This is a genomic window from Micromonospora sp. NPDC052213, from assembly GCF_040679695.1.
Taxonomy (GTDB): domain Bacteria; phylum Actinomycetota; class Actinomycetes; order Mycobacteriales; family Micromonosporaceae; genus Micromonospora.
The window spans coordinates 1-8,428 of record NZ_JBFAVI010000236.1 but is presented as its reverse complement, the minus strand read 5'-3'; the positions used below and the strand labels follow the sequence as shown (position 1 = coordinate 8,428).

General features: G+C 72.2%; 7 protein-coding genes and 1 riboswitch. Of the genes, 2 read left to right on the top strand and 5 right to left on the bottom strand.

Annotated elements, in window-relative coordinates:
* A partial coding sequence (locus AB0L34_RS31565; RefSeq protein ID WP_363709043.1) for a pyridoxamine 5'-phosphate oxidase family protein occupies positions 1 to 549 on the bottom strand: 549 nt, incomplete at its 3' end.
* A gap of 78 nt (positions 550 to 627) precedes the next feature.
* Here AB0L34_RS31565 and dcd point away from each other — a divergent pair.
* Positions 628 to 1,206, top strand: coding sequence for a dCTP deaminase (dcd, locus tag AB0L34_RS31560; RefSeq protein WP_350683119.1), 579 nt, complete (start codon positions 628 to 630; stop codon positions 1,204 to 1,206).
* Between the two features lie 71 nt (positions 1,207 to 1,277).
* Here dcd and AB0L34_RS31555 read toward each other — a convergent pair whose 3' ends face one another.
* The gene (locus AB0L34_RS31555) at positions 1,278 to 2,318 is read right to left on the bottom strand and encodes an NlpC/P60 family protein (RefSeq protein ID WP_363709041.1); all 1,041 of its coding nucleotides are present in this window, start codon (positions 2,316 to 2,318) and stop codon (positions 1,278 to 1,280) included.
* 12 nt (positions 2,319 to 2,330) lie between these two features.
* Positions 2,331 to 2,467, bottom strand: a riboswitch (cyclic di-AMP (ydaO/yuaA leader).
* A gap of 239 nt (positions 2,468 to 2,706) precedes the next feature.
* Between AB0L34_RS31555 and AB0L34_RS31550 the strand changes: the two genes are divergently transcribed.
* Positions 2,707 to 4,728, top strand: a complete 2,022-nt coding sequence (locus AB0L34_RS31550) for a peptidoglycan recognition family protein (RefSeq protein ID WP_363709039.1) — start codon at positions 2,707 to 2,709, stop codon at positions 4,726 to 4,728.
* Between the two features lie 94 nt (positions 4,729 to 4,822).
* On the opposite strand, the gene AB0L34_RS31545 is transcribed toward AB0L34_RS31550, so the two are convergent.
* The 3 genes from AB0L34_RS31545 to AB0L34_RS31535 all read right to left on the bottom strand — a co-directional run bounded on the left by AB0L34_RS31545 (position 4,823) and on the right by AB0L34_RS31535 (position 8,315).
* Positions 4,823 to 5,836 (bottom strand): NlpC/P60 family protein, encoded by a 1,014-nt coding sequence (locus AB0L34_RS31545; RefSeq protein ID WP_363709037.1) that lies wholly within the window; start codon positions 5,834 to 5,836, stop codon positions 4,823 to 4,825.
* Positions 5,837 to 5,965: 129 nt separating this feature from the next.
* Entirely contained in the window at positions 5,966 to 7,009 is a 1,044-nt protein-coding gene (locus tag AB0L34_RS31540) for a hemolysin family protein (RefSeq protein ID WP_363709036.1), read from the bottom strand.
* Positions 7,002 to 8,315, bottom strand: coding sequence for a hemolysin family protein (locus AB0L34_RS31535; RefSeq protein ID WP_357450612.1), 1,314 nt, complete (start codon positions 8,313 to 8,315; stop codon positions 7,002 to 7,004). Before AB0L34_RS31535 ends, AB0L34_RS31540 begins: the two co-directional genes overlap by 8 nt.
* Between the last annotated feature and the right edge of the window lie 113 nt (positions 8,316 to 8,428).

The window sequence follows — 8,428 nt, the reverse complement described above, 5'->3', positions numbered from 1 at the left end:
CCGCGCGGTCTGGCCGCTGGTGGGGCTGCTGACCGGCGCGGTCGTCGTCGCGCAGATCCGGCTACCGCCGGCGGTCGCGCCGGGGTCGAGCCAGACCTGGACGGCGGGCCGGCCGTGCCCCTCGCCTGCGCCGCCTGCGACGCCCGGCTCGCGGCGGGCGAGCATGGCCACGTCGACGGTGAACTCGAACAGCCGCCAGTCGACCTGCGGCGCGGCCCGGTGGCTGCGGGCCAGCCGGGCGACCCGGGCCGGGTCGGTGACCGGCCGGGCGTGGCCGGCGACGTAGGCCTCGTCGTCACTCTCCTCCGGCGGGAAGGAGTGCAGGGCGTAGCGGCCGTCGCGTTCCAGGTCGCGCCGCTTCGGCGAGTCGACCACGAAGCAGAAGAGCCCCTCGTCGGTGATCACCGGAGAGACGGGATGGACCCGGGGCCCGCCGTCGGCGCGGACGGTGGCCAGGTAGCCGAAGCCCGGCCCGTACTGCTGCATGAGGGAGCGGATCCCGTCGGCGAGGCGGGGCTCGTCGGCGGCGAATTCGGACCAGGAAGCCATGCCGACATTCTATCGAACACGTGTACGAACAGGTAGTCCGACACGCAGGTCACGCACATCGCTCGCTAAGGTGGTGCGATGCTGCTCTCCGACCGCGACCTGGTCTCCGAGATCAAGGCGGGCACGCTCGCGCTGGAGCCGTTCGAGCCCACGCTGGTGCAACCGTCCAGCATCGACGTCCGCCTGGACAAGCTCTTCCGGGTCTTCAACAACCATCTCTACACCCACATCGACCCGGCGATGCAGCAGGACGACCTGACGTCGATGGTCGAGGTGCCCGAGGGCGAGCCGTTCGTGCTGCACCCGGGCGAGTTCGTGCTCGCCTCGACGCTGGAGGTGATCTCCCTCGGCGACCAGCTCGCCGGGCGGCTGGAGGGCAAGTCGAGCCTGGGACGGCTCGGCCTGCTCACCCACTCCACCGCGGGCTTCATCGACCCGGGCTTCTCCGGCCACGTGACGCTGGAGCTGTCCAACGTGGCCAACCTGCCCATCACCCTCTGGCCGGGCATGAAGATCGGTCAGCTCTGCATCTTCCGGCTCTCGTCGCCGGCCGAGCACCCGTACGGCTCGGCCGTCTACGGCTCGCGCTACCAGGGGCAGCGCGGCCCGACCCCGAGCCGCTCCTGGCAGCACTGGCGCACCTGGCCGACCCGCTGACCCGACGGTCGCCGTGAGGCGCGGGCCCTTCCGCCACCGGGTGCGTCAGGAAGGGCCCGTTCCTCACCCGCTCAGCCGGGGCGGCCGTAACTGTGGATCGGGCCGTCGTCGACCTTCTTCATCTTCACCGGCACCCCGGCTCGGGAGGCGTGCACCACCCAGCCCCCGCCGACGTACATGCCGACGTGGTGCAGGTCGCTGTAGTAGAAGACCAGGTCTCCCGGGCGCAGCTCGCCCCGGGTGACGGTCGCGGTGACCCGGCGCTGCTGCGCGGCGTTGTGCGGCAGCGAGACCCCGGCCTTCGCCCAGGCGGCGAGCATCAGGCCCGAGCAGTCGTACGCGTTCGGGCCCTCGGCGCCCCAGACGTAGGGCTTGCCGATCTGGGCGCAGGCGAACTTGACCGCGGTGCCGGCCCCGCCACCCGGGTAGCTGGCCGGGCAGGGGGCGGGGCGCAGCGAACCGCCGCCGCCGCTGCCGTAGATCCGCAGCCGCAGCTTCTGCAGCCGGTCGATCTCGGCGTTGATCTGCTTCTTCTTCGCGGCGAGCTGGGCCTCCGTCCGGCCGAGTTGGACGACCATCTCGTCGAGCGGGGCCTTCTTCTCGGCCAGTCGGTCGCGCAACTCGGCGACCTGCCGCACGTCCTGCTGCTGGTGCTGGGCGAACCGGTCGAGCAGTTCGAGCTGGCCGACCATCTGGTCGGGCGAGCGGCTGCCCAGCAGGGCGTTGACGGCGGAGACGTTCTCGCCCTTGTAGGCGCGGACGGCCAGCGCGCTGACCTCCTCCATCGCCTGCTCGACCTGCCGTTCCAGGGGCTTGATCTGCTTGGCGAGGGCGTCGGCCTGCCTGCGTTTGGCGGCCAGGTCCTGGCGGGTGGCGTTGTGCCGTTCGATGATCGGTTCGAGCTTGTTCCAGTCCTCGTCGATCTGGCGCTCGATCTCGGCGACCGTCGGTTCGGCGTGGGCCGCCGTGGCGCCGCCGGTCAGGACGACGGCGAACGCGGCCAGGGCGGCGAGGGCGGTGGTGCAGCGGTACCAGCGTGGGCGCGGCGCAGCCGTCGTCGGGCCGGCGGGTGCCGACCGTGCCGACGGTGGCCGCGGGGCATGGTGTGCCACCGGGCTCCGTACTCCTTCTTCCCGTACCGCCTACCGGGTTAGCTGACGGGTTCGGGCGGGAAGGGGACGCCCTACCGCAGGTGCTGCGGATTCACCCCGGGGTACCTGGGTCCCCGGCTCGCTCGGGAGCGACTCGGCGGTGTCGGACCGTTACCGCCCCGGTTGGGCGGACTGTCGCCGGCCGACGAATGACCAGAGTAGAGACGGTCGTTATCGATCCGCAACCCATCGAGCCGTGACACACCGTATTCGTGCCGGCCGGTGGGAGCGAGTACCTCCGGCGACGAAATTTTCCTTCTTCGGTAAGTGACGCATGGAAAGGTATTGACCGGAGGTGGCGCCCGGGGCGAAGGTGGCCCCACATTCGCCCGTCCGACCTGGGGGTCTGATGCACCTGTCAGCGACATCGAGGAGCAGACGCGTCCTGCTGGCCGCCGCCGTGGCGGCCGCCCTGGCGGCGACGCCGCTCACCGCCGCCGGAACCGCCGCCGCCGCATCGACGACCGACCGGCAGCAGCAGTACGCCGCCGCGGCCGCGGAGTACGGCGTGCCGGAGAGCGTCCTGCTCGGAGTCTCCTACCTGCAGTCCCGCTGGGACACCAACGCCGGAACGCCGAGCACCAGCGGCGGCTTCGGACCGATGCACCTCACCGACGCGGAGTACGTCGCCGCACTGCCCGGGGGCACCCACCACGACGAGGGCACCGAGGACCCGCGGGGCGACGACTCCCGCCCGTCCCTGGCCGAGGCGCACGAGCCGCCGGCCGCCCAGCCTCCCGCCGAAGCCTCGCTGCGGACGCTCGACGCCGCCGCCGGGCTGACCGGCGCCAGCGAGGAGGCGCTGCGCACGGACGCCACGGCCAACATCCGGGGCGGCGCGGCGCTGCTGGCCGCGTACCAGAAGGAGATCGGCGCCCCGGTCGGCGCCGACACGGACCCGGCGGCCTGGTACGGCGCCGTGGCCCGGTACTCCGGCGCGGACAGCGCCGACGCCGCGGCGGCCTTCGCCAACGAGGTGTACGCCACCATCGGCGCCGGCGACAGCCGGCTGACCGACGACGGGCACCGGGTCACCCTCCCCGCCAGCGCGGTGCAGCCGGAACGCTCCTGGCTCGACCGGCTGGGCCTGCGCAAGGTCGCCCGGCCCGACGGGCTGGAGTGCCCCGACACGATCTCCTGCGAGTGGATCCCGGCGCCCTACGCCCAGTACGGCCCGACCGTGGGTGACTACGGCAACCACGACCTCGCCGACCGGCCGGCCCAGCAGAAGATCGAGTACATCGTCATCCACGACACCGAGGGCTACTTCGGGCCCAGCGTCAACCTGGTCAAGGACCCGAGGCGGGTGGGCTGGCACTACACCCTGCGCTCGGTGGACGGCCACATCGCCCAGCACATCAAGACCAAGAACGTCGGCTGGCACGCCGGCAACTGGTACGTGAACGCCAAGTCCATCGGCCTGGAGCACGAGGGCTTCGCGGGGCACGGCACCTGGTACACCGAGGCGATGTACCGCACCTCCGCCAAGCTGGTCCGCCATCTGGCGCTGCGGTACAACATCCCGCTGGACCGGCAGCACATCATCGGTCACGACAACGTCCCCGGCACCGTCGCCTCGACCGTGCGCGGCATGCACTGGGACCCGGGCCCGTACTGGGACTGGTCGCACTACTTCGACCTGCTCAAGGCGCCGTTCACGTCGACCGGCACGCCGCACACGGGGCTGGTCACCATCGACCCGGACTTCGCCACCAACCAGCCGCAGTTCACCGGCTGCAACCGGCAGCCGCCCGGCGTGCCGAACCCGCCCCCGCCGGTGGCTCCCTGCCCGCTGCGCGGCTCGTCCGCGGTGATCCTGCACAGCGCGCCGAGCCACGACGCGCCGCTGGTCAACGACATCGCGCTGCGGCCCGACGGCACCCCGAACACCATGTACATCTCCGACCACGGCGCCCGGGCCTCCGCCGGGCAGACGTACGCCCTGGCCGAGGTGCGGGGGGACTGGACCGCGATCTGGTACCTCGGCCAGAAGGCGTGGTTCCACAACCCCGCCTCGAAGCCGACCGCGAAGTGGTCCGTCGGCTTCGTGGTGACCCCGAAGGACGGCAGGGCCACCATCCCGGTCTACGGCCGGGCGTACCCGGAGCAGGCCGCCTACCCGGCCGGCGTGCCCTACCAGCCGATCTCCCCGCTCCAGTACACCCTCTCGGCCGGCCAGCGGTACGCCGTCGGCACGGTGCTCCCCGGCGAGTACTACCGGGCCGTCACGTTCGACGGGTCGTCGCCGGGTGACTGGACGGTGATCCGCGGCGAGAACAGGTACGTGCAGGTCCAGTTCGGCCACCGGGTCATGTACGTCAACCTGGACGACGTGAACGTGCTGCCCTCCGCGTTGGGGGCGCCCCAGTAACCCACCGCTCGCCCGGACCGGCGCAGGCCGTCCCCGAGCACGACGAGGGCCCCTGGTCTACCCGACCGGGGGCCCTTCCGTGCGTGGTGCGGGATCAGCCGGGCCTACGGAACCCGGCCACCGGCATCGTGTTGATGCTGGAGACGTTGACCGGCTTGCCGGCCCGGGGCGCGTGCACCATCTTGTCGTTGCCGAGATAGAGGCCGACGTGGTGCAGGTCGGTGAAGAAGAACACCAGGTCACCGGGGCGCGCCTCGGAGCGCGGGATGGCCTTGCCCTCGTTCCACTGCGCACCGGTGAAGTGCGTCAGGTGGATGCCCGCCGCCTTGTAGGCGTACTGGGTCAGGCCCGAGCAGTCGAACGAGTTGGGCCCGGTGGCGCCCCAGACGTACGGGTCGCCGACCTGGGCGCAGGCGGTCTTGATGGCGGTCCGGGCCGCCTCGCTGACCACGCCGTTGATGGTCGGGCACTTCTCCGTCTTGACGGTGGTCACCGGCAGCGACGCCTCGAGCTTCTTGATGTCGGCGTCGATCTGCTTCTTCTTCGCCGCCAGGTCGTCCTGCTGCTTGGTCTGCGCCACGATCAGCGCGTCGAGCTTCTGCTTCTCCGCGTCGAACTTGTCGCGGACCTTGGTGACGCCCTCGAGCTGCTTGCGCTCCTGGGCCGCCAGCCGGTCCAGGAGGGTCAGCTGCTCGGTGAGCGTGTCCGGCTTGGCGCTGACCAGCAGCGCGCCGATCTCCTGCGACGGGCCGGAGATGTAGTAGCGGGCGGCGAGGTCACCGACCCGGTCCATCGCCAGCTCGGTCTCCAGCGCCAACGGCTGGATCTTCTTCTGCAGGTCCGCCGACTTCTTGCGGTTGACCTTCAGCTGCGCCCGCACCTTGTTGTACTGCTCGATGGTGGGCTCGAGCTGCTCCCACTTCTTGTCGATCGCGGCCTCGATCTCGTCGACCGAGGGCTCGGCGTACGCGGGCGCGGCGAGCACACCGACGCCGACGACCGCGGCGGCGAGGAGGGTGAGCAGACGGTGGGCGGCCCGGCGCAGGCCACCCGGACGAGCAGACCGTCCCGGTGCGTGACGATGAGGGGGCATGGTTGCCACCGGCACCGACTCCTTTTGCAACCCGACCGCCGGGCGCCTCGCGCGAGGAAAGAGGGGCGAGACAGACGACCCACAGCGGCCGGTGCCCAACATTAGGGAAGGCGCCGAGCGGAATCAAGGCGACCATCGTTCACATCACGCCTGCGCGATCGTCTGCGTACCAAGGGTGTCGGCCCGGTGACCGACGATGGCGGTCAATACGTCGTCCAACGTCACCACGCCGAGCGGCCGGCGGCCGTCGCTGACCAGCACCATGTGCCGCCGCTCGCGGCGCATCGACAGCAGCAGGTCGGCGAGCGTACGGTCCGGCGGCACCACCGCCAGCGGCCGGTAGACCTCCGCCGGCACCGGGGCGCGTCGGCTCACCCCGGCGTACCCGAGGACGTCCTTGACGTGCACGAAGCCGAGCACCCGGCGGGTGGACCGCTGCACCACCGGGAAGCGGGACCGACCCGTCCGGGTGGCCAGCACCTCCAGCGAGGCGGGCGAGACGTCCTCGGCGACGGTGGTCACCGTCGACCAGGGTTGCAGGGCGTCGGCGGCGGTCCGGCTGTGCAGGGCCAGCGCGCCGGTGATCCGGGCGTGCTCCTGGGCGTCGAGCAGCCCCTCCGTACGCGCCTGCGCCACCAGCCCGGCCAACTCCTCCGCCGTGAAGACCGTCTTCACCGCCTCGGTGGCCTCGATCCGCCACAGTCCCAGCACCCGGCGGGCCGCCCACTTCATCGCCAGCAGCAGCGGCTTGGTGGCCAGGCAGAACGCCAGCATCGCCGGCCCCAGCCAGAGCGCCGACGGCTCCGGCCCGGCCAGCGTGATGTTCTTCGGCACCATCTCGCCGACCACCGTGTGCAGGAAGACCACCACGCCGAGGGCGAGCACGAAGGCCACCGGGTGGACCGCCCGGTCGGGCAGCCCGGCGGCGTGGAACGCCGGCTCCAACAGGTGCGCCAGGGCCGGCTCGGCGATCGCGCCCAGCCCCAGCGAGCAGACGGTGATGCCGAGCTGCGCCCCGGCGATCATCAGCGGGATCTGGTTCATCGCCGACAGCGCCCAGCGGGCCCGCTTCGAGGTGGCCGCCAACGGCTCGACCACCGTGCGCCGGGACGCGATCAGCGCGAACTCACTGCCCACGAAGAACGCGTTGCCGAGCAGCAGCGCCATCGTGACCAGCAGCTCAGGCATCGTCGCCCGGCTCCTCGGGGCGAACCACCCGGACCTGCTCGATCCGGTGCCGTTCGACCTCGACGACGGTGAACTCGTAGCCGGACTCCTCGACCGTCTCGCCGGCCACCGGGATGTGCCCCAGCCGGGCCATCAGGAACCCGGCGAGCGTCTCGTACGGCCCCTCGGAGAGCCGGAAACCGGTCTGCTCGGCCAGCTCGTCGGAGCGCAGCACCCCGTCGACGAGGACGGTCCGCTCCCCGCCCGGCACGGTCAGCTCGACCGGGCCGGCGTCGTCCACCGCGTCCGGGTCGAACTCGTCGGCGATCTCGCCGACCAGTTCCTCCACCAGATCCTCGGTGGTGACCACCCCGTCGGTGCCGCCGTACTCGTCGACGACGATGGCGAGGTCGGCGCCGGCCACCCGGAGCGCGGCGAGCACCCCGTCGAGGTCCAGGCTCTCCGGGACGTACACCGGCTCGCGGGCCACCGACCCGACCGTGGTCGAGCCCCGCCTGGCCGGCGGCACACCCAGCGCGTCGGGCACCCCGGCGACGCCGGTCACGAGGTCGAGGGTCTCCTCGTACACCGGGAAGCGGGTGCGCCCGGTCTGCCGGGACAGCGCCAGCAGCTCGGCCACCGTGGCGGTGGCCCGCAGCGCGACGACGTCCACCCGCGGGGTCATCGCCTCGGCGGCCCGCTTGTCGCCGAAGCGGATGGTCCGGCGCAGCAGCATCGCGGTGTCCGGCGGCAGCGCGCCGGCCCGTGCCGAGATGGCAGCCAGCAGGCCCAGTTCCTCCGGCGAGCGGGCGCTGGCCAGTTCCTCCTGCGGCTCCACCCCCAGCACCCGGACCAGGCGGTTCGCCGAGTCGTTGAGCGCCCTGATCAGCCAGCCGAAGGTGCGGGAGAACGCGCGCATCGGGCCGGCGGTGGCCAGCGCGGTGGGCATCGGCCGGGCCAGCGCGAGGTTCTTCGGGACCAGCTCGCCGAAGAGCATGGAGAGCAGGGTGGCCAGGGCCAGGGCGAGGAGCGGGGTGAACCGGTCGGCGGCGTCCCCGGCGACCGGCCGCAGCAGCGGGGTGAACAGCCGGGCCAGCGCCGGCTCGGCCAGGTAGCCGGTGAGCAGGGCGGTGAGGGTGATGCCGAGCTGCGCCCCGGAGAGCTGGAAGGAGAGCTCCCGCAGCGCCCGGCGTACGGTCGCGGCCCGGCCCTCGCCCGAGGTCGCGCGGCGCTCGATCTCGGGCCGGTCCACGGTGACCAGGGCGAATTCGGCCGCGACGAAGAACGCGTTGCCGCCGGTCAGCAGCACGAACCCGACCAGGGGCAGCAGCGTGGTCAGCAGCAGGCCATCGATGCTCGTCTCACCTCGGCGCGATTCTCGCACGCCGGGCGCCGACTGGCCGAGATCGCCGCCGTCTCCGGAACGACGTCGGCGGCGGC

Excerpts from the sequence above, each read along its gene's own strand:
- AB0L34_RS31540 (WP_363709036.1), bottom strand. The coding sequence starts at position 7,009 with ATGCCTGAGCTGCTGGTCACGATGGCGCTGCTGCTCGGCAACGCGTTC.
- AB0L34_RS31550 (WP_363709039.1), top strand. The coding sequence starts at position 2,707 with ATGCACCTGTCAGCGACATCGAGGAGCAGACGCGTCCTGCTGGCCGCC.
- dcd (WP_350683119.1), top strand. The coding sequence starts at position 628 with ATGCTGCTCTCCGACCGCGACCTGGTCTCCGAGATCAAGGCGGGCACG.